This window comes from Nonomuraea marmarensis (genome assembly GCF_043197025.1).
Taxonomy (GTDB): domain Bacteria; phylum Actinomycetota; class Actinomycetes; order Streptosporangiales; family Streptosporangiaceae; genus Nonomuraea; species Nonomuraea marmarensis.
This window is the reverse complement of the sequence record NZ_JBICRM010000006.1, coordinates 38,658-56,661: the sequence shown is the minus strand read 5'-3', so window position 1 is coordinate 56,661 and position 18,004 is coordinate 38,658. Positions and strand designations below refer to the sequence as shown.

The following is an 18,004-nucleotide window of genomic DNA, read 5'->3' as shown; positions in this document are numbered from 1 at the left end:
ACCTATCGGCTTGGGGCCCGTACGATGTCCGAATGGCGGTGACCGATTCCCCGTACCAGGCCTACGAGAGCTCGGAGGTCGGCGTGAGCCAGCCTCAGACGCGGTCCGTACGCGATCGGGTCATACCTCCCATGCGCGGCAGCGTCCTGTGGGGGTGGATCGGGCCGCTGCTGATCACCGTCTTCGGCGGCATCCTGCGTTTCATCAACCTCGGCCATCCCAACGCCGTGGTGTTCGACGAGACGTACTACATGAAGGACGCGTACTCGCTGATCACCTGGGGTGTCGAGCGGGTCACGATCAAGGACGCGGACAAGGCGATCATCGCCGGCAACACGAACATCTGGCAGTCGTGCACCTCCGAGACCCTCGACAAGTGCGCCTCCTACGTCGTGCACCCGCCGCTGGGCAAGTGGATGATCGGCGTGGGCGAGTGGTTGTTCGGGCTCAACCCGTTCGGCTGGCGGTTCGCCGCGGCGGTCATCGGCACGTTGTCCATCCTCATCCTGGCCAGGGTGGCGCGCAGGATGACGCGTTCGACCCTGCTCGGCTGCTTCGCGGGGCTGCTGCTGGCGCTCGACGGACTGCACTACGTGTTGTCGCGCACGGCGCTGCTGGACATCTTCCTGATGTTCTGGGTGCTGGCCGCGTTCGCGTGCCTGGTGGTCGACCGGGACCGGGCGCGGGAGCGACTGGTCGCCTGGTACGAGAACTCGCCGATGTCCCCGCACGGCCCTTCGCTGGGGATCAGGTGGTGGCGGATCGGCGCCGGGGTCTGCCTGGCCGGGGCGATGGCGGTCAAGTGGTCGGGACTGTTCTTCGCGGTGGCGTTCGCGATCATGTCCCTGTTGTGGGACTTCGGCGCGCGCCGGGCCGTGGGGCTGCGGAATCCGTACGTGGGGGCGTTCAGCAAGGACGTGCCACAGGGCGTCGTGGCGTTCGTGGCCGTGCCGTTCGTGGCGTACATGGCCACCTGGACGGGCTGGTTCGCCACCGCCACCGGCTACGGGCGCAACTGGGACCAGGCCACCTCGGCGGGTAATCCGTTCTTTTTCGTCTTCGACTCGATGCGGTCGTGGATCCAGTACCAGTGGCAGGTCTTCACCTTCCACAGCGATCTGGCGACCTCTCATCCCTATATGTCCGAGCCGTGGCAGTGGCCGCTGTTGCTGCGTCCCGTCGCCTTCTACTACGAGGGCCGGCAGAACACGTGCGGCGTCAAGGACTGCTCGGAGGCGGTGCTCGGGGTGGGCACGCCGGTGATCTGGTTCGGCGCGGTGGCGGCGCTGGTCGCCCTGATCACGTGGTACTTCTCCACGCGCGACTGGCGCGCCGGGGCCGTGGTGGTCGCGTACGCGATGGGCTGGCTGCCCTGGTTCTACTTCGCGATCGCGGACAACCGTACGATGTTCCTGTTCTACGCCATCCCGATGGTGCCTTTCATGGTGCTGGCCATTACGCTGTGTGCCGGGCTGCTGATCGGGCCGTCCACGCCAACGGCGGCGGGCACCATGCCGGTGCGCCGTACCATCGGGGCCGCCGTCGTCGGAGCCTTCGCCCTGCTGGCACTGATCAACTTCTGGTGGCTGCACCCGATCCTGTCCGCCGAGTTGATCCCCTACACCGAGTGGAAGGCCCGCATGCTTTTCGAAAAGCGATGGATATGACCCAGTTGCGCCCGGATCAATAGTGGTTTCTTAGGGTAGTCGCAGTGCAAGACCCAATACGCACCGGATTCGGTCATCGTCAGGCCCGGGGTCGATACGGCAAACTTCGAGGCATGAGTGCACCGGATGTCACCGCCCTGCTCGCCGAGTTGGAGCGCACGCAGCCGGACCTGGCCGAGGAGGCCAGGACCGCCGTCGAATGGTTGACGGGTGGGGAACCACTGGAGACGGTGACCCAGCTCGACGTCTGCGAGTTCCTCTGGTACACCCTGCCGATCAAGGTAGGGCCGCTCAAGCCAGGTGGTGACCACGAGCGCCTGGCACGTTCCCTGGGACGGCTGCTGCAGCTCGGCGGGATGGAACGTTACGCCGCGTTGTGCGTCTCCCCCACGACCGTGCAGATCCTGCGCACCTACGCCCGCGAGGGCGAGGACGCCGGCACCGCCGCCTACCAGCAGGCGCTGGAGGCCACCGGCGTGCTCCCGCCCGACGTGCCCGAGCTGCAGTGGAGCATGATCATGGGGCCCGAGGAGCTGGGCGCGCACATCGCCTGCTCGGCGGCGCTGGAGCTGGCGATCGTCGCCGGTGAGACGGTCGACCGCATCGCCCTGACCCGCCGCTGGCTGACCGAGCCGCGCGCCGACCTGGGCGGGGACAGCTGGCTCAACCGGGTGCACGGCGAGCGGCTCAACCGCTGGGTGCTGGGCCGCGGCCCGGCCCGGCGGGAGCTGGCGCAGCCGTTCGAGGTGCGCCTGCACGCGCCCGTCAAACCGCAGCCCCTGCCCGTCCTGCACCGGCTGCTCTCCCTGGCCGCCTCGGAAGGCAGCCTGCCGCTGCGGCTGGCGCCGTCGCCCGAGGCGCTCAGGCTGCGCGAGCTGGCCGAGCGGGAGCTGGGCGCGATCAGCCGCGACGGCCAGAAGCTGGCCATCACCGACTACGGCCGGCGGCTGCTGAAGTCTCCTGAGGCCATGTGGTCGGCGGTGACCCGGCTGCTGCTGGCCAGGGGCGAGCACGAGTTCGAGGTGTCGGCGCGGGAGGCCGCGCTGCTGCTGCTCGCCGACGGCACGCTGATGTCGCCCGCCAAGCTGCGCGAGCGGGTGGCGGAGGTGGTCGGCGGCGAGGGCTGGCATCCCGCCACGGGCCTGGAGGACGTCGCCGGACCGGTGGCCGACCTGATCGCCCAGCTCACGGCGCTGGGGCTGGCGTTCAGCGACGACCTGGCGGTGCGCATGGACCGGCCGGGGCAACTCGCGGCCCTGGCGGCCCTGCGGGCCCACGCTCTGCGCCCCAGGAAGTACGTCAGCTCAGGATGATGCCGAGACCCTGCGGACAGCCTGCTTGAACTCGGGGCACTCGATCAGCGGGTCGTGCTCGCAGACCGCCGCGTGCCGCAGGCTGTCGCGCAGCCGGGTGAGCTGCGAGACCCGCTCGTCCACCTCGCGTTCCTTGGCGGCGATGCGCTCGCGCAGCTTCGCGTCGGACGGCCTGGCCCGCAGGAACTCGGCGATCTCGGACAGCGTGAACCCCGCGTCGCGGGCGCACGCGATCAGCGCCAGGCGTTCCAGCGTCTCCGGCCGGTACGCGCGGCGCAGCCCGTTGCGTCCCTCGGCCTCGATGAGCCCCTTGCGCTCGTAGAACCGCAACGCCGACGCGGCCAGCCCGGACTGCCTGGCCACCTCGCCGATGTCGATCAACGTGTCGTCCACGACCTGGCTCCTTGACTTGAACCGCGCTTCAAGTCGCAGTCTAGCCGCATGCGAATTCATCATCTCAACCTCGCCTCCATGCGCGAGATCGACTCGCCCCAGGGCCTTCCCGCCGCACGGGCCGTGTGCCACGCACTGCTGATCGAGACCCCCGCCTCCGGGCTCGTGCTGGTGGAGACCGGGCTCGGCCTGGACGACCTGGCCAAACCGGACGAACAGCTCGACCGCGAATGGACGGAACTCGTCGGGCCGGTGCTCGCGCCCGCCGAGACGGCCGTGCGGCAGGTCGCCGCGCTCGGCCACGACCCCCTTGACGTCCGGCACATCGTGCTGACCCACCTGGACGTGGACCACAGCGGCGGGTTGCCCGACTTCCCGCACGCCCAGGTGCACGTGATGGCGGCGGAGCTGGACGCGGCGCTGGCCGAGGCCCCGAACCGCCGCTACCGCCCCGGCCACTGGGCGCACGGGCCGAACTGGGTGACCTATCCCGGCACGGGCACGCGCTGGCTGGGCGCGGAGGGGGTGCGGCCGCTGACCGGCCTGCCGGAGGACTTCCTCCTCGTGCCGCTCGACGGGCACACCCGAGGGCACGCCGGGGTGGCGGTCAACGACGGCGAGCGCTGGCTCCTGCACGCCGGGGACGCGTACTTCTACCACGGCGAGTTGTCCCGCGATCCCCAGCCGCACCCGCTGATGGACATCGTGCAACTCGACGCCCAGGTCGATCCCGAGCGCCGGGTGTCCAGCCAGGAACGCCTGCGCTCGCTCGTCCACGACCACGGGGTGGCGGTGTTCTCCGCCCACGACCCCTGGGAGCTGTCCGAATACGCACAGTAGTTACCATGATGTCATGGAGCTGTTCCCGGCCATGCCGCTCGCTGAGTGGGCCGAGGCCAAGGAGACCTTTCACAGGTTCGCGCAGATCGTCGGGAAGATCCGGCTGTCGTCGAGCAATCGCCGGAACCACTGGTGGCAGGTTCCCTTCCATCCGACCGGGCGGGGGCTCACCACGCGGCCGATGGGCGGGCTGGGCGAGCAGCCGCTGTTCTGCGTCGACTTCGACCTCGTACGCCATCGGCTGGTGGTGGACGTGTTCGACGGCCGCAGCGCAGAGTTCAGCCTGATCGGCAGGTCGGTGGCGTCGTTCCACGACCGGCTCTTCGAGACGCTGGCGGGTCTGGGCATCCGGCCCGAGATCTGGGCGGTGCCGTTCGACCTGGGCGACGACACGCCGTTCGCCGAGGACACCCTGCACGCGCGCTACGACCCGGTGCTGATCAACCGCTACTGGCGGATCCTGTCCCAGGTGGTGCAGTTGCTCGACCGCTTCGCCGCGGACTTCGCCGGCAAGACCAGCCCGGTGCACCACTTCTGGCACACGTTCGACATCGCGGTCACCCGGTTCACCGGGCGGGTCGTCACGGTCTCGCCGGACGCCGACTCCGTCACGCGGGAGGCGTACAGCTGGGAGGTCATCAGCTCGGGGTTCTGGTTCGGTGACAAGGAGCGGCCGTGGCCGGCGTTCTACTCCTACACCGCGCCGGAGCCCGAGGGGCTGGAACGGGAGCCGTTGCGTCCGGAGCAGGCCGAGTGGTTGCCCGCGCGGGGCAGCCATCTGGCCGTCCTGCGCTATGACGACGTCCGCGCCATGGGGGATCCCGTGGTGGCCGTGCTGGAGTTCTTGGACAGTGCCTACCGGGCGGGCGCCAAGCTGACCGGCATCGACACGGAGACGCTGAGCAGCCCGGGCGGGGTCACGGACCCGTACTACGCGAAGCAATGAGCGCCCGCCCTCCGGGGAGGGCGGGCGCTCAACGAGTGAGTACCGGTGTGCAGGTCGCCTCTCGGCGATAGGCACAACGCGGCTCCAGCCGAACGGTAATCCGCGAAGGCAATAGGTGAGGCCCGGGGACACTGGACACACCGGCCACGAGCTATGTAACCACACCTTCAGGCCGAACATTCCCCGCCGGACCGGACTATTTTCCGAAGAGTCGGGCGCTCGCCATGACCAGGACCGCCGGCAGTCATGACCGAGCGGCGGTGGCCCGGCCCGGGACGGCGGGGCGGGTGAGGGGGACGTCGCGTATGAGGAGGATCGCGGCGAATGCGAGCAGCCCCGCGACGCCGCCGATCCAGGCGACCGTCGAGCCCCCGCCCGCCGCCGTGATCCGCGCGCCGGTGGCGAGCAGGGCGATCCCGGCCGCGTCCAGCCTGCCGGGAGCGGCCTCGGCGGCGCGGCGCTCGGGCAGCACCACGGCGACCACCGCGGCGGCGACCGCGCCGATGGGTAGGTTGACCAGGAACGCCCAGCGCCAGCTCGCGTGATCGGTCAGCAGGCCGCCGAGCAGTGGTCCGCCCACCATGCCGGCGATCATCATGGCCGCCATCAGCGTCTGCATGCGGATCATGCCCTCCGCGTGGCTGGGCGGGTGGAGGTCGCGGATCAGGGCCATGCCCAGGGTGAGCAGCGCGCCCGCACCGAGGCCCTGGAACGCCCTTGCGGCTGCGGGGCGGGAGGTCCTCGTAGAGGTCCTTCACCCGGCCTCGCCGTCCTTCAGCGCGCCGTGCAGGAACAGGTCCACCATCTGGGCGGAGGTGAGCGAAGACGGTCCCCGGCCCGCCGCCAGGGCCAGGAACTGGAACGCCTCGGCGAGCTGCTCGGGAGGGAGCCGGAGGGTGTCACGCTCGGGCTCGAACAGCCCGACCAGCACCTCACGAGTGGCGGCCATGGACGCTTCCCGCCCAAAGTCGCGCCCCTGACCGGCAGCGCCCTCCCTAAGCGCCTCGGCGGAGGGCTCGCCGTCGGGACGGGGAACCTCGGCCGCCCCGGAGGGGCCCTCGCCGCCTGGTCTCTCGGGGAGCATGCCCCGCATGAGGCCGCCGCGCCGTAGGCGGCCTGAGGTGGCCAGGGCGCCGGTGACCGCGCCCATCCTGGCCAGGTGGCCGCGCATCGCCTCCGACGCCTCGACCAGCCGCTCGGCCAGCGGCAGGTCCAGCGAGATCGACGCCACGTGGGCGAGTGTGTCGTCCGGCCGCAGCGCCTCCTGCATGCAGGCGGCCAGCACCGCGTCCTTGTCGCCGAAGGCACGGAAGATCGTGCCCTCGCCGATGCCCGCCGCGCGGGCGATCTGGGCGGTGGTCACGGAGGTGCCGTACTCCACCACCAGGGGAAGGGCCGCTCTGACGATCATCTCGCGGCGCTGTTCTGGGCTCATCGCCGGCGCACGTCGCCGGCCTGTCGCGTTCATCATGCCCATGACAGTACGGAGTGAGTACTCACTCCGTCAAGCTCATACTCCGCCGGTGACGTTGAGCACCTCCCCCGTGATGTTGCCGTTGGCGGGCGAGCCCAGGAAGACGATCGCCCGCGCCACGTCCTCTGGAGTGGACAGGCGGCCGGTCGGGGTGTGCGCGGCCCGCTCGTCACGCAGCCGCTGTGGCATGGCCGCCAGGTTGCGCTCGGTGACGGTGAAGCCGGGCGTGACGATGTTCACCAAGATGTCGCCGCCGAGCTCCGCGATCAGCCCGTTGGCCAGGCCGGCCAGCGCCGCCTTGCTGGAGCCGTAGATGCCCAGTCCGGGCGTGCCGGGTCCGCGATGCCGGGCCACGTCCGAGGAGACCAGCACGATGCGCCCGTCCGGCCGCCCGCGCATGGCGGGCAGGACGGCCTGGAGGCCGGCGATCGCGCCCTCGACGTTCGGGCGTAGCAGGTCGCGCCACTCCTGCCGCGGCACGTCCTCGAACCTGCGCCCGGGATCGGGCAGGGAGTCGGGCCAGCGCACCGCGTTCGCCACGAACACGTCGATGCCGCCCCACCGCTCCCGCACCGCGGCGACCGCCGAGCCCATCGACTCGGGGTCGGCCAGGTCGAAGCGCACCGCCAGGGCTTCCGCCCCGATCGCGGCGGCGGTGACGCCCGCCTCCTCCTTGTCACTGTGGTACGAGAACGCGACCCGCGCCCCCTCCCGGGCGAAGGCCACGGCGGTCGCCCGCCCGATCCCCCGCGACCCACCCGTGACGAACACGACCTTGCCCGCCAGACCCAGATCCATCGGATTGCTCCTTTCAGGAAATTACTAAGCCAGCTTAGCAATAACTAAGCTGGCTTAGTAATCATTCGCCCTTCAACGAGCGGCGCATCCGGCTCAGCCCTTCGGCCAGCAGTTCGGCCTCGTGCTCGGTCAGCAGCGCCACGGCATCCCGCTGGAGCTGGGCCATCGCCTCCGTCACCGGCCCCCGCAGCTCCTGGCCGTGCTCGGTCAGCCAGGTACGGATCCGTCTCCGGTCCCGCTCGTCGGGGCGGCGGCGTACCAGCCCGGCGGCCTCCATCCGGGGCAGCGCCCTCGTCAGCGTCGCCGCCTCGATCCCGATCCGCTTGGCGATCTCGCTCGGCGTCAACCCGTCCTCTGCCCAGAGGCACTCCAGGACGAACTGCTGGCCCACGTGCACGCCGTACACGCTCAGCCGCCGCTCCGTCTCACCCTTCATCGCGCGGGAGACCTCGGTGAACCGCTCCCACACGTCCTTCGCCACCGTCACGAAACCTGACGCTACCGCCCGTAGGCTGTCGGGCATGCTGGTGTGGATCAACGGCCCGTTCGGCGGCGGCAAGACGCAGACCGCGTACGAGCTGCGCCGACGGCTCGCCGGAAGCGTGGTGTGCGATCCCGAACACGTCGGCTTCGGCCTGCGCAGGATGATGCCGCCCGCGCTGCGCTCCGACTTCCAGCATCTGCCCGCCTGGCGCCAGGGGGTGTTCGAGGTGCTGGACCTGACGCTGGCCAAGCACGACGGCGTGGTGATCGCCCCGATGACGCTGGTCGAGCCCGCCTACTACGACCAGATCCTGGGCCGGCTGCGCGAGGCGGGCCACGACGTACGCCACTTCGCGCTGCTCGCCGACAGGGAGACGGTGCTGGGGCGGCTGCGCGAGCGCGGGATGAGCCCGGGGCTGAAGCGGGAGGCGTTCGCCGTGTCCAGGCTCGACGAGTGTCTGGAGAGGCTGCGCACGCCGGAGTTCGCCGAGCACATCGCGACGGAACGGCTGACGATCCCGCAGGTGGCCGACCGGATCGCGGCCGCGGCGGGCCTGACCCTGGCCCCGGACACCGACGGCCCGCTACGCCATCGCCTCCGGCGTATCTGGATCAGTCTGCGGCACATCAGGTTCGACTGAATCCTTCAGGCGGGCCGCCCTGGCGTGCAGGTAGCGCTGCTGCGGGAGGCTCATCGCCCGCCTGGCCGCCTCCTCGTAGGAGACGCGGGCGGCCGCGTGGTCGCCGGCCATCTCCAGCAGGTGGGCGCGCACCGCGTGCAGCCGATGGTCGCCCGCGATGCGGTCGTCGTGCTGGAGGCGTTCCAGCCGGTCCAGCCCGGCCCGGGGGCCGCGGGCCATGGCCAGGGCGACGGCGTGGTTGAGCGCGATCATGGGGTTGCCGGAGGTCCGCATCAGCGCCTCGTACAGTGCCGTGATCTGCGGCCAGTCGGTCTCCTCCGCGCTCGGCGCCTCGTCGTGCAGCGCCGCGATCGCCGCCTGCAGCTGGTACGGCCCGGGCGTCCCCTTGGACAGGGCACCGGTGACGAGGTCGACGCCCTCGGCGATGTGGCCGGCGTTCCACAGTCCGCGATCCTGCTCGGCCATCGGGATCAGCGCGCTGTCCCGGCCCGTACGCGCAAGTCGTCGCGCGTCGGTGAGCAGCATGAGCGCGAGCAGCCCCGCCACCTCGGCGTCGTCGGGCAGCAGCCGGTGCACCATGCGGGTCAGCCTGATCGCCTCCGCCGTCAGCTCCGCACGCTGTAGGTCGGGCCCGGATGTGCTGGCGTACCCCTCGTTGAAGATCAGGTAGAGCACGTGCAGCACCGCGCCGAGCCGTTCGGCGCGCTCGGGACCCTGCGGCAGGCGGAACGGCACCCCGCTGTCCTTGACCCGCTGCTTGGCCCTGGTGATGCGGCGCGTCATGGTGCCCTCGGGCATCAGGAACGCGCGGGCGATCTCCGGGGTGGTCAGGCCGCCGACCGCCCGGAGGGTGAGCGCGATCTGCGAGGCGGGCGACAACGACGGATGGCAGCACATGAACAGCAGGATCAGCGTGTCGTCCGCATCGGTGACCGGCTTGTCGGCGGCGGGCGCCAGCCACTCCTCGGGCAACGTCCAGGAGGCGACGGTGTCCTCGCGGCGCCGACGGGCCTGCTCACCGCGGAGCAGGTCGGTCAGCCGGCGCGCGGCCACGGTGATCAGCCAGGCCCGCGGGTTGTCCGGCAACCCCTCCTTCGGCCACTGCAGGGCGGCCGCTAGCAGTGCTTCCTGCGCGGCGTCCTCGGCTGCGGCGAAATGCCCGTAACGTCGGACCACCGCGCCGAGGACCTGCGGCGCCAGCTCGCGCAGCAGGTCCTCGACCTCGATCTCGGGCAAGGCGCTCAGAACCCCATGTCGGCCTGGGAGTCGATGATGGGCCGTACGTCCGCCACGGCGTCGTCGTAGGCGCCGCCGGGATAGGGGCACTGCCCCAGGCGGGCGGCGATCTCGGTCGCCCGGTCGAAGCTCTCGCAGTCCACGATCCAGTAACCGGCGAGGACCTCCTGCGTCTCCGCGTAGGGGCCGTCGGTGACGACCGGGACGCCGTCCTTGGACTGCAGCCGCCTGGTGTGCACGGGAGCGGCCAGGGCACGGGTCTCGACCAACTCCCCCGACTCCTCCAGCTCCTTGTTGAACGACTCCATGAACTGGACCATCGCCCCCACGTCCTCAGACGACCAGGCGGGCCGGCCGGTGTCCTTGCCGGACAGGACGTCGTAGTCCTGCTGCGAGCCGTACGAAAGGATCATGTATTTCATGGCTTGTGTCCTCTCTCTCACCAGGGACGTCGGAGCCGTGCCCGCCCACCGGACATCCTGCCCGAGAGATCTCGCACCAGGATGCTCCGCCGTCCACGATCAGCACCGGATGAGGCACCATCGAAGCTGTGCCTTACGCAACCACCTCGAGCGGCGTCAAGCTGTCCTACCAGGTCCGCGGCAGCGGGCCGCTCCTCGTACTGCTCCAGGGGCAGGCCAACGACCACCACTGGTGGGATCCCGTGCGCGCGGACTTCGACGCGGCGTTCCGTACGATCACCTTCGACTACCGCGGCACCGGAGACAGCGACAAACCCGACGAGCCGTACACCACCCGCGGCTTCGCCACCGACGTGCTGGCCGTGCTGGACGAGCTGGGGGTGCGGCGGGCGCACGTGTACGGGACGTCGATGGGCGGGCGGGTGGCGCAGTGGCTGGCGGCCGATTACCCCGAGCGGGTCGCGGCGCTGGTGCTCGGCTGCAGCTCGCCGGGCGGCGCCCACGGGGTCGAGCGCGGCAACGACGTGCGCCGATCGCTGGCCCAGCCGGACCGGGCGGCGGCCGAGCGGGCGTTGCTGGAGCTCATGTACACCCCGGCCTGGCTGGCCACGCATCCCGGCCCGTACCACACGGTGGGCGACCCCGGCATGCCCGCCTACGCCCGCCGCCGCCACCTGGCCGCCAGCGCGGGGCACGACAGCTGGGACGCGCTGCCCTCCATCACCGCTCCCACGCTGGTCGTGCACGGGACCGACGACGTGTTCAACCCGGCGGCCAACGCCCCGCTGCTGGCCGGGCGCATCCCCGGGGCGGAGCTGCGGATGGTGGAGGGGGCGCGGCACGCGTACTTCGAGGAGTTCAGGCAGATCGCCGGCCCTCTGGCGCTGGACTTTCTCCAGCGGCACGGGTGAGGCGGGCGGCCAGCGCGCGCAGGTGCTCGGTGAGCTCGGGCGGCTCGTACACCCTGAACTCGCAGCCCAGCGATGTCAGCCGGAAGGCCAGCCAGTCCAGCGTGTCGGCGTGCATGTTCGACGCCGCGCCCGGCTGGCCGCACACGCCCGCCTTCCTGCGCCTGTACGTCCCCGACGCCGACGCCACCCATCGCCGGGCCGTCGAGGCGGGCGGGACGTCGGTGACGGAGGTCACGCACCTGTACTTCGGCGACCGGGTGGGGCGGGTCCGCGACCCGTTCGGCAAGCTGTGGTGGATCCAGACCCGCATCGAGGACGTCTCGCCGGAGGAGATGGAGCGCCGCCTGAGCGACCCCGAGTTCACGAAGGCGATGCAGTACGTCCAGAGCGCCGGCTTCTTCCCCGAGCCATAGGGCGCCGTCGATGTCCCACGGGTGCACCGCGACCAGGGCCGCCTGCTCGGGCGCACACCGGCGTATTTGATTGGACATCCCTCGGCCGGCATTGCTACGTTGCCGCGTATGTCCAGCCCCGAGGCGTCAAGACGCTAGCCACCGGTCATCCGGTGGCTGTTCCGCGTCGTCGCTCCTGAGGCCGGGGATCTCCGCGGCCCGCGACCGCATGCCATTCGGATCACCGTCGGCCTGGACCGTGCGTCGGTTTCACGACGCCGTCCAGCGCGGCAGGCCCTTCGTCCTGACCGCTTCCTGTGTCGATCCACGTCGCGGAGCTTTCTTTCTCATGCCATTCGCTGTTTACCTGCTCGGGCTGGCGATCTTCGCCCAGGGGACCTCCGAGTTCATGTTGTCCGGGCTCGTGCCCGGCATAGCGCGGGACCTGCAGGTCTCCATCCCCGCCGCCGGGCTGCTGACCTCGGCGTTCGCCGTCGGGATGGTGGTCGGCGCGCCGCTGACCGCGGCCATGTCGCTGCGCTGGCCGCGGCGGCGCGCGCTGCTGACGTTCCTGGTCGCCTTCCTGCTCGCGCACGTCGTCGGCGCGCTCACCACCAGCTACGAGGTGCTGCTCGCCACGCGGGTCATCGCCGCGCTGGCCAACGCCGGGTTCCTGGCCGTGGCCATGGCGACCGCGATCGGCCTGGCGCCACCCAACGCCAAGGCCCGCGCCACCTCTGTCCTGCTCGGCGGCGTCACCCTCGCGTGCGTGGCGGGCGTGCCGGGCGGCGCGCTGCTCGGTGAGCTGTGGGGGTGGCGCTCGGCGTTCTGGGCGGTGGCCGTCGCTCTGGTCCCGGCTATCGTGGCCGTCCTGAGGTCCGTGCCAGGCGGCTCCCCAGACCCAGCCGGTACGGGCGCGCGCGGGGAACTGCGCTCGCTGCGCCGGCCCCGGCTAGTGATGCTCCTGCTGCTGGGCGCTCTGGTGAACGGCGCCACCTTCTGTACGTTCACGTACCTCGTGCCCTTGCTCACCGGCGACACCGGCATCGGGGCGGGCTGGATGCCGGCCATGCTGGCGCTGTTCGGCCTGGGCTCGTTCGCCGGGGTGAGCATCAGCGGGCGGATCGCCGACGCGCGGCCCATGCGGCTCCTGGTGGGCGGCGGGGTGGCGCTGGCCGCCGGCTGGGTCGCCTTCGCGGCGGTGGCCGGGTACCCAGTGCCGGCGATCGTGCTGGTCTTCGTCCAAGGGACGTTGTCGTTCGCCGTCGGGTCCACGTTGATCTCGCAGGTGCTCTACGCGGCGACCGGCGCGCCGACGCTGGGCGGCGCGTTCGCCACCGCCGCCTTCAACGTGGGCGCCGCCGCCGGCCCCTGGCTCGGCGGGCTCGCCATCGGGGCGGGGCTCGGGTTCCGGTCGCCGCTGTGGGTGAGCGCGCTGCTGGTGACCACAGCGCTGGCCTTCGGCGGCGCCGCGCACGCAATCCGCCCGCCGACCCGGCGGACCGCTGCCACCCGCCCATAACCCGGTGGAGGCCGGCGGCTGCTGAGGCACAGTGAGGTCATGGAACCCGCCTCTCGTTTCCGCCGGGAAGTCCTCGCATTTCAGGCCGCCGCCCAGCAGGCCGACGCCGCGGCTCGACCGCTACTTCGTCCTCGTACCTCCGGTATGACCTAAGACCGGGGCAACACCGACACCACGGCGTTCCGCGTCCACATGCCGAGCCGGTTCTTCGGCACCATCATGCGGACGTTGGGCCCGATCCGCTGCTTGCGCCTGACCAGCTCCCTGAGACCCTCCTCGTACCGGCGGAAGGCCACCCGGTGATCGGCGGCGCCCGCGAGCTCCCCCGCCAGCCGGTACGCCCCCACGATCGCCAGCTCCGCCCCCGCCCCCGACGCGGGGGACGCGCAGTAGGCGGCGTCGCCCACCAGCGCCACCCGCCCGGACGACCACGACGGCATCCGCACCTGACTCAACGCGTCGAAGTAGAGGTCGGGATCGTCGAGCGCCCCGTCGAGCAGCTCACGCACCCGCCATGACGTCTCATGCGCGAACACCTCCTTCAGCAGCCGCTTGTGCTCGCCGACGTCGCGGTGATCGTAGGCCAGCAACCCGGACCTGAAGATGAAGTACGCCTTCGCCTGCGCGTGGTTCCCCGACCGGTAGACCCCGGCCATCTTCCCCGGCAGGTTGAACATCGACACCCACCGATCCTCCCCCAGCGCCGAGTCCGCGTTCGCGAACGCGAAATAGTGCCCCTTGTGCCGCAGGAACCGCTGCTCGGGCCCGAAAGCCAGCCGCCGCACCGTGGAGTGCAGCCCGTCGGCCCCGACGACCAGGTCGAACCTCCGGGTGGCGCCCTGCTCGAACGACACCGTCACCCCATCGCCGTCCTCCGCCAGCGCCCGTACGGAGTCGCCGAACACGTACTCCACCCCCGATTCCGCCTCGGACAGCAGCGCCACCAGGTCACCGCGCATGATCTCGACCTCGCCCCCCGCGCTCCGCATGTCCATCCGCGCCACGGCCCGATCCGAGGCATTGACGAACTTGATGCCTTGTACGTCCGCCGCCGCGGCCCGGACCCGCGGCATGATCCCCATCCGCTCGGCCACCTCGATCGCCTGGTCCCGCAGGTCCACCCCGTTGCCGCCCATGCGCGGCCCTGGCGCCCGTTCGACCAGCGTGGGCCGCATCCCGTGCCTGGCCAGCCAGTACGCCAGCGTCTGCCCGGCGATGCTCGCCCCTGAAATCAAGATCTCTCTCATCTGCCCTCCCTGACCATCGGTCAGTTCGAGACTATAAGCTCCCGACCCCCGGTCAGGCAACGGCTACACTCGGCGGCGTGACGGACGACACTCGCTCGCGAATCCTCCAGGTAGCGCTCGACCTGTTCGCCTCGCGCGGCTACCACGCGACCTCGATCCGCGAGATCGCGGAGCGGCTGGAGCTGACCAAGACCGCGGTCCTCTATCACTTCCCCAGCAAGAAGGACCTGGTCGCGGCCCTGGCAGAGCCGATGCTGGCCGACATGGAGGCCGCGATCGACGCGGCCAACCGCGCACCGGGCGACCGGCGGTGGGCGGCGATCGAGGGCCTGCTCGACGTGTGGCTGACCCACCGTCACCTGCTCAGGATGCAGTTGCAGGACCTGGCGCTGGCCGCCGAGGGATCGGTCTACCAACGTTTTCGAGACGCCGCCTTCCTGGCGGAGCACATCATCGCGGGTCCCGTCGCGGACCACGCGGACCGGATCCGGGCGGTGCAGGCGTTCGCCATGCTCAGCGACCCCGTCGTCATGTTCGCGGACCTGCCGACGGAGATGTTGCGGCCCGCCGTACTGGCCGGGGTCGAGCGCCTCCTGGAGGATCGCCCCGCGCCACCTCCGGCCCCGCGCCGGCGCGGCCGGCCTGGGGCGATGACTCCGGAGGCGGTCGAGACGGCCCGGCGCATGCACGCCTCGGGCGAGCACACGGCCGCCGAGATCGCCCGCACGCTCGGCGTGTCCCGCGCGACGCTCTACCGGCACCTGCCGCCGCACTAATATTGAGACATTTTCTGAGACATTTTTGAGACAGCGGTTAGCGGTCTCGGACGCCCTTCACGCCGCCGCAAACGATAAATAGGTGGTGCCCGAATGGGCGGCGCGGTTACCGTAACGGCAGGTCAGCGAGCGGACGAGGCCCGGCCACCCCGTCCTCCTGCCAGCCATGCGAACCCGCGGCTCACCGTACGGAATCGACCGACGGCGAGGCGATGGTCACCTCGGGCACCGTCCAAAATGCCCCTGAGCCGCGGGATTCCCACCCCTATCGGGCGGCGAAGGCGTCGATGGCCGCGTGCAGCTCTTTCCGCAACGTCTCGCTGCCGGTGTGCCCCGAATCCTCCACGACGACCAGCTTGGCGTCGGGCCAGGCCCGGGCCAGTTCCCAGGCCGTGTCGAGCGGTCCACCCATGTCCAGGCGGCCGTGGATGAGCACGCCGGGGATCCCGGCCAGCCGCCCCGCCTCGCGCAGCAGCACGCCCTCCTCCAGCCAGGCGGCGTTGGAGAAGTAGTGCGAGCAGATCCGGACCAGCGCGTGCAGGGCATCCGGGGGCCGGTTGCTGTAGGCGTTCTTCTTGCCGTTGGGTTCCTGGGAGATCACCGCGTCCTCCCAGGCGGTCCAGTCGCGGGCGGCCTGCTCGCGTACCTTCGGGTCAGGGTCGGCCATGAGCCGCGAGTACGCCGCCAGCAGCCCCGGCAGGTCGCCGTCCCGGTCCGCCTCGGGCACGCCCTGCGTGAACCGCTCCCGTTCCTCGGGGAAGAACCTCCCGACGCCCCGGTAGAGCCAGTCGATCTCGGAGCGGCGCGTGGTCGTGACGCTGACGATGACGATCTCCGACACCCGCTCCAGATGGGCCTCGGCGTAGGCCAGGATCAGCGTCGACCCCCACGACCCGCCGTACAGCAGCCACTTGTCGATGCCGAGGTGCTCGCGCAGGAGCTCCATGTCGGCGATGAGATGCTGAGTGGTGTTGTTGCTCAGGTCGGTGGCGGGGTCGCTGGCGTGCGGCCGGCTCCTGCCGCAGTTGCGCTGGTCGAACAGGACGATCCGGTAGCGCTCCGGATCGAACGTGCGGCGCATGCCCGTCGAGCATCCCGACCCCGGGCCGCCGTGGACGACGAGCGCGGGCTTGCCCTCCGGGTTGCCGCAGACCTCCCAGTAGACGAGGTTGCCGTCGCCGGTGTCGAGCAGGCCGTGCTCGTAGGGCTCGATCGGGGGGTACACGGGACGGGCTCCTCTCCTGGGGATGTGAAAGCGCTCATATGTTAGGCCACCTTGGCGGACGCGGCCGTCCAGGTGTTGCAGGAGCCCGGGTCGCCGGTGGCGAAACCGCGCTTGATCCAGGCACGGATGTCGGCCGCCTTGCCGAGCCAGCGTTCCTCGCCGCGGGCGTCGCCTTCGGGCAGGGTCCGGAAGTAATTCACGTCCTTCGTGGTCCGCCCCTCCATCGGCCAGACACTCTTCATGAATGCGCCGCCGAAGCAGTCGGACTGGAGGCTGTAGCGCCGGGCCTGCTCAAGGAGCTCAGCCCTTTTGCCGTATGGCGCCACGTCGTAGGCGTGCGCGATTCCGACGAGGTTCTGCACGTGGTAGCCGTACATGGAGGCGGTCATGTAGAACAGCCACAGGTCGTCGGGGTCATCAAGCCATTCCTTGCCGATCTGGACGACCAGCGTGCCGGTCTTGTCGCAGTACCAGGCCTGGGAGTCAGCGTTATCCGTCTTGTAGCCGCAGTACTTCTTGGGAATCCTGTCAAGGTGCCGCACCTTGACTTTGCGGAAAGGCAGGTCGGCGTTAGTGAGATGTTGTTCCCAGGTGGTTTCCAGGCAGTCGATGACCGCGTCGACATAGTCGCGGGCCAGCTTGCGGTTGTGGCGCTTGACCGGCGGCTCCGCACAGGTCGTCGCGGGCAGCGGACCGGCCTCGTAGAGCGGGTTGGCTCTCAGCTTGGGGTGTTTGACGGGGTACGACGTCGTTTCGGCGGCGGCCGTACCGGCTAAAGGCGCCACGAGAGCGCCCGTAAGCGCCGCGATCATGAGGAGTTTCACGAAGCGTGACAATAGAACCCCACCTTACTCCATGACAAATCGGTGGCCCGAGGGGTAAAGAGGGCTAGATCCAACTATGAAGTACTTGAACCACCACTAAGGGTAATGATCACTGCGGACGACAAAATCGCCACCCGCAGGGAGCATCATGTTCAGGCCCGCCATTGCCGTATTCGCCGCGACCTCCGCCGGTGTGTTGCTGGCCGCCGCGCCGGTTTCCGCCGAGGACGGCGACGTGGTGCCGTGCAGCAACAACGACTACATCAGCATTAACGTGTCGCCGCCCCCGCCGCTGACCGGAAACGTCGACGCCGACGACATCAGGAGGTTCTTCGGAGCGATCGCCGGCGGCAGTCCATGGACACCCCGGAGCACGACGCCTTCCGCCTTCCCCAGGCCGGTCCTCCCTTTCATGCCGAGCCCGACCCCGTCCGCCACCCCAGGCTCTTTCGTCCCGCGAGATGCCGGCCCGCCGCCTGCCGTACCGGACGCGCCGCTCTGGGCCGTGCCGAACGCGACGCCTTCCTCGCCGCCGCTCAGCCTCGCCCACGCCCGGTCGTTGATCGACGTGCTCGTCAGCAGGGCGAAGGCGTGTGCCGCCACCGCGACCCCGGCCCCGGGTTCGGCAACGTCGCCCGTTCCGCTGACTGACAGCGAGGTCGCGCAGCTGCTCGAAACGCTCGCCGCCACCCGGCCGGTCTGCACGACCAGCTCCACCCCGGCGCCCACTCCCAGGTCGTTCCTGGACGCCATCGGGGTCAGCGCTCTTCTCGACCCGTTCATCACCGGCTGCGCCCCGGTTGCCCCCGCTCCCCCGCCCGCCGCCGCGGCGCCGTCGCTCCTGGACTCCCTCGGGATCAGCGGCCTGCTCGGGGGGCTGCTCTGCGGCTGAGC

At 70.5% G+C, this 18,004-nt stretch carries 20 protein-coding genes and 1 pseudogene; 10 read left to right on the top strand and 11 right to left on the bottom strand.

All coding sequences use genetic code 11. The features are described 5' to 3' along the window. Nucleotides 1-32 precede the first annotated feature (32 nt). Complete coding sequence (locus tag ACFLIM_RS11480; RefSeq protein ID WP_393164488.1) at nucleotides 33-1,667, top strand: dolichyl-phosphate-mannose--protein mannosyltransferase; 1,635 nt, start codon at nucleotides 33-35, stop codon at nucleotides 1,665-1,667. A gap of 113 nt (nucleotides 1,668-1,780) precedes the next feature. Then, on the top strand, nucleotides 1,781-2,980 hold the full coding sequence (locus tag ACFLIM_RS11475) for a hypothetical protein (RefSeq protein WP_393164487.1): 1,200 nt from the start codon (nucleotides 1,781-1,783) through the stop codon (nucleotides 2,978-2,980). Here ACFLIM_RS11475 and ACFLIM_RS11470 read toward each other — a convergent pair. Further along, nucleotides 2,972-3,373, bottom strand: coding sequence for a MerR family transcriptional regulator (locus ACFLIM_RS11470; RefSeq protein WP_393164486.1), 402 nt, complete (start codon nucleotides 3,371-3,373; stop codon nucleotides 2,972-2,974). The two genes, ACFLIM_RS11475 and ACFLIM_RS11470, sit on opposite strands and share 9 nt — an antisense overlap. A gap of 48 nt (nucleotides 3,374-3,421) precedes the next feature. Here ACFLIM_RS11470 and ACFLIM_RS11465 point away from each other — a divergent pair, with 48 nt between their 5' ends. Beyond that, nucleotides 3,422-4,213, top strand: a complete 792-nt coding sequence (locus tag ACFLIM_RS11465; protein WP_393164485.1) for an MBL fold metallo-hydrolase — start codon at nucleotides 3,422-3,424, stop codon at nucleotides 4,211-4,213. 13 nt (nucleotides 4,214-4,226) lie between these two features. Next, nucleotides 4,227-5,159: a DUF5996 family protein gene (locus ACFLIM_RS11460; protein WP_393164484.1), complete on the top strand. Its 933-nt coding sequence runs from the start codon at nucleotides 4,227-4,229 to the stop codon at nucleotides 5,157-5,159. A gap of 244 nt (nucleotides 5,160-5,403) precedes the next feature. Here ACFLIM_RS11460 and ACFLIM_RS11455 read toward each other — a convergent pair. The 4 genes and pseudogenes from ACFLIM_RS11455 to ACFLIM_RS11440 all read right to left on the bottom strand — a co-directional run. After that, a pseudogene (locus tag ACFLIM_RS11455) lies at nucleotides 5,404-5,871 on the bottom strand (MFS transporter); the annotation flags it as partial. 42 nt (nucleotides 5,872-5,913) lie between these two features. Continuing rightward, the gene (locus tag ACFLIM_RS11450; RefSeq protein WP_393164483.1) at nucleotides 5,914-6,594 is read right to left on the bottom strand and encodes a TetR/AcrR family transcriptional regulator; all 681 of its coding nucleotides are present in this window, start codon (nucleotides 6,592-6,594) and stop codon (nucleotides 5,914-5,916) included. Nucleotides 6,595-6,669: 75 nt separating this feature from the next. Next, a complete protein-coding gene (locus ACFLIM_RS11445) occupies nucleotides 6,670-7,431 on the bottom strand; it encodes an SDR family NAD(P)-dependent oxidoreductase (protein WP_393164482.1) in 762 nt (253 codons plus the stop codon). A 61-nt stretch (nucleotides 7,432-7,492) separates the two neighbouring features. Further along, entirely contained in the window at nucleotides 7,493-7,918 is a 426-nt protein-coding gene (locus ACFLIM_RS11440) for a MarR family winged helix-turn-helix transcriptional regulator (RefSeq protein WP_393164481.1), read from the bottom strand. 34 nt (nucleotides 7,919-7,952) lie between these two features. Here ACFLIM_RS11440 and ACFLIM_RS11435 point away from each other — a divergent pair, with 34 nt between their 5' ends. Continuing rightward, nucleotides 7,953-8,555, top strand: a complete 603-nt coding sequence (locus tag ACFLIM_RS11435; RefSeq protein ID WP_393164480.1) for an AAA family ATPase — start codon at nucleotides 7,953-7,955, stop codon at nucleotides 8,553-8,555. Here ACFLIM_RS11435 and ACFLIM_RS11430 read toward each other — a convergent pair. Both ACFLIM_RS11430 and ACFLIM_RS11425 read right to left on the bottom strand, forming a co-directional pair. Continuing rightward, on the bottom strand, nucleotides 8,499-9,791 hold the full coding sequence (locus ACFLIM_RS11430) for an RNA polymerase sigma factor (RefSeq protein WP_393164479.1): 1,293 nt from the start codon (nucleotides 9,789-9,791) through the stop codon (nucleotides 8,499-8,501). The genes ACFLIM_RS11435 and ACFLIM_RS11430 overlap by 57 nt on opposite strands. 5 nt (nucleotides 9,792-9,796) lie before the next feature. Continuing rightward, complete coding sequence (locus ACFLIM_RS11425) at nucleotides 9,797-10,213, bottom strand: YciI family protein (RefSeq protein ID WP_393164478.1); 417 nt, start codon at nucleotides 10,211-10,213, stop codon at nucleotides 9,797-9,799. A 128-nt stretch (nucleotides 10,214-10,341) separates the two neighbouring features. Between ACFLIM_RS11425 and ACFLIM_RS11420 the strand changes: the two genes are divergently transcribed. Then, nucleotides 10,342-11,124: an alpha/beta fold hydrolase gene (locus ACFLIM_RS11420; RefSeq protein ID WP_393164477.1), complete on the top strand. Its 783-nt coding sequence runs from the start codon at nucleotides 10,342-10,344 to the stop codon at nucleotides 11,122-11,124. Here ACFLIM_RS11420 and ACFLIM_RS50355 read toward each other — a convergent pair. Next, nucleotides 11,072-11,194: a hypothetical protein gene (locus ACFLIM_RS50355; protein ID WP_449291471.1), complete on the bottom strand. Its 123-nt coding sequence runs from the start codon at nucleotides 11,192-11,194 to the stop codon at nucleotides 11,072-11,074. The two genes, ACFLIM_RS11420 and ACFLIM_RS50355, sit on opposite strands and share 53 nt — an antisense overlap. Between ACFLIM_RS50355 and ACFLIM_RS11415 the strand changes: the two genes are divergently transcribed. Continuing rightward, nucleotides 11,154-11,537, top strand: coding sequence for a VOC family protein (locus tag ACFLIM_RS11415; RefSeq protein WP_393164476.1), 384 nt, complete (start codon nucleotides 11,154-11,156; stop codon nucleotides 11,535-11,537). The two genes, ACFLIM_RS50355 and ACFLIM_RS11415, sit on opposite strands and share 41 nt — an antisense overlap. A gap of 328 nt (nucleotides 11,538-11,865) precedes the next feature. Next, nucleotides 11,866-13,038, top strand: a complete 1,173-nt coding sequence (locus ACFLIM_RS11410; protein WP_393164475.1) for a Cmx/CmrA family chloramphenicol efflux MFS transporter — start codon at nucleotides 11,866-11,868, stop codon at nucleotides 13,036-13,038. A gap of 149 nt (nucleotides 13,039-13,187) precedes the next feature. On the opposite strand, the gene ACFLIM_RS11405 is transcribed toward ACFLIM_RS11410, so the two are convergent. Next, entirely contained in the window at nucleotides 13,188-14,285 is a 1,098-nt protein-coding gene (locus tag ACFLIM_RS11405) for an FAD-dependent monooxygenase (RefSeq protein WP_393164474.1), read from the bottom strand. A gap of 77 nt (nucleotides 14,286-14,362) precedes the next feature. Here ACFLIM_RS11405 and ACFLIM_RS11400 point away from each other — a divergent pair, with 77 nt between their 5' ends. Then, on the top strand, nucleotides 14,363-15,061 hold the full coding sequence (locus ACFLIM_RS11400) for a TetR family transcriptional regulator (protein WP_393164473.1): 699 nt from the start codon (nucleotides 14,363-14,365) through the stop codon (nucleotides 15,059-15,061). A gap of 265 nt (nucleotides 15,062-15,326) precedes the next feature. Here the strand turns inward: ACFLIM_RS11400 and pip are convergent, their stop codons facing one another. Continuing rightward, on the bottom strand, nucleotides 15,327-16,286 hold the full coding sequence (gene pip, locus ACFLIM_RS11395; RefSeq protein WP_393164472.1) for a prolyl aminopeptidase: 960 nt from the start codon (nucleotides 16,284-16,286) through the stop codon (nucleotides 15,327-15,329). A gap of 41 nt (nucleotides 16,287-16,327) precedes the next feature. Next, a complete protein-coding gene (locus ACFLIM_RS11390; protein ID WP_393164471.1) occupies nucleotides 16,328-17,098 on the bottom strand; it encodes a neutral zinc metallopeptidase in 771 nt (256 codons plus the stop codon). Nucleotides 17,099-17,258: 160 nt separating this feature from the next. Between ACFLIM_RS11390 and ACFLIM_RS11385 the strand changes: the two genes are divergently transcribed. Continuing rightward, nucleotides 17,259-18,002 (top strand): hypothetical protein, encoded by a 744-nt coding sequence (locus ACFLIM_RS11385; protein ID WP_393164470.1) that lies wholly within the window; start codon nucleotides 17,259-17,261, stop codon nucleotides 18,000-18,002. Nucleotides 18,003-18,004 lie beyond the last annotated feature (2 nt).